1 protein-coding gene is annotated in these 1,651 nt (G+C 50.3%); it reads right to left on the minus strand.

What is annotated here, in order from left to right:
• Positions 1 to 328: MCP four helix bundle domain-containing protein (locus VQ830_RS28610; protein ID WP_337271529.1), on the minus strand; the 328-nt coding region annotated here is incomplete at its 3' end.
• Positions 329 to 1,651 lie beyond the last annotated feature (1,323 nt).

Consider the following 1,651-nt stretch of genomic DNA (forward strand, 5'->3'; position numbering starts at 1 on the left):
ACCGCTTGTCGGCTTCATCGACGAGAAGAGCCTGGAGCTTGTCGATATTTGCATCGATCCTTGTAACCACTTCGCTTAGCTTCTGGTCGAACTTCGCCGTTTCAGAGGCCTCGGCGTAAACTATTCCGCTTTGATCGATGCGCACGTCGCCCAAATCCGCGTTTAGCTGACCAAGCAAGACGAACGACGGGACCCTGTGGTCGACGACTGTCTGAACACTTTCATTAAGCGCGGAAAAAGAATGAACTGCATAAAGTCCCTGCGCAGCCGCGACGGTGATCATCAGAACGGACATGCCGCCCAGGATATGGGATATTGACAGCTTCAAACGCTCTCTCCTCGTACTTGAACCGAATTAACTATTTGCATCGGTTCTCTGGCCTTGGCTGCGCGATCACGTTATGAGTGATCAGAGATGGCGCTAAAATTGAAAGTTTTACATTCATGATCCGACGACGTTCGACTTTCATGCGTAGGCTCCAAGTTATTATTTCGTCCGGATAAGGAAATGTTATTTCCTCAATACGACGCGCTGTAGCGGTACTCTACGTTGTGCAGCCGGCTGAGATTGAATGCAGCGCTGCGCTGAAAATCTCCCCTATCGTCGGTTTCGCTCGGCTTTGAGCGGGTAATAAAAGTAATTGTACGGTTGACGTTGCCACCAAAGTTGGGATTGGAAAGGCAGCAATCATCATGACCGTAGGGCGTCAAACAGTTCGCTGACGATACGCGATAGCAAAACCAATTCAACGACGACATCTGGCACAACTATTGGGTCGTCATTGTCGAATTTGTTAATAAAATCTCTGCTTTCGTTTTAGTGATATCAATTGCGTCATATTTATCGATAATTTCGATTCGATTGTTTTAAATGATCCACCAACCGCATTCTCAGGAAGAGTGCGGCTTCACAAATCCGGGCGGGGATCGCGGTGAGAAGTGGCGGCAATCTCCGAAAACCTCAGACAACGGTAACAACGGCGCGATGCGTTGCAAAGCCCCTCTAACCGTTGAGACCGTTCGGATGCTGGACCGCCCCATCGCGTATGATGGAGCAATTGCTTTCCTTGAATCGAACGCCGCCTGCTTTCCGCGCTTACTCGCTCTCAGCTGATGGAAATTGGACCGGGCATGCTGATTCGGTCTGCTGACAGCGCTTGGTATCTAGAGGCGTGAAAGTTTGATCATGGATTTCTATGGAACTGGTGAAGAAACTAATAATCGAATAAGATACCGTCTCGGTCAAACCGGTAAGAATTGACTTCTTTCGCACTTTCAAAAAGGGGCTTCTCTAACCTCAAGCTCACCGCGGTCCATTCGGCTCTGTCAGAGAAATCCGTTTGTGCGGCAACGAACGCGTAACTTATCTGGTGAAGGCCGCTACGGTTTAGCCTGATGGAATGCCCACGTTTAGCGAACGCGCTGTTTAGCCGGACAGGTAGTTTCGGGTTGAAAGCTGCTTTGCCGACCCCAGTGGCGTTCAGAGTGTCCCTACTATTGTGAACGCTAGCCATCGGCCTCGCGCCTGACCTGATCTCCCAGCTTGCCGAACGTCGACAGCTGTAATGTCTGAAGATCAGCGACTGCAGCGGCTCTGTCAGGTCATGCTGACAAAGCCAAAGTCGTCGAGGCATGCCCCTTAAAACTCTTC

Origin of the sequence: Oryzifoliimicrobium ureilyticum (genome assembly GCF_037199735.1) — a bacterium.
In the GTDB taxonomy this organism is placed as follows: domain Bacteria; phylum Pseudomonadota; class Alphaproteobacteria; order Rhizobiales; family Rhizobiaceae; genus Rhizobium; species Rhizobium ureilyticus.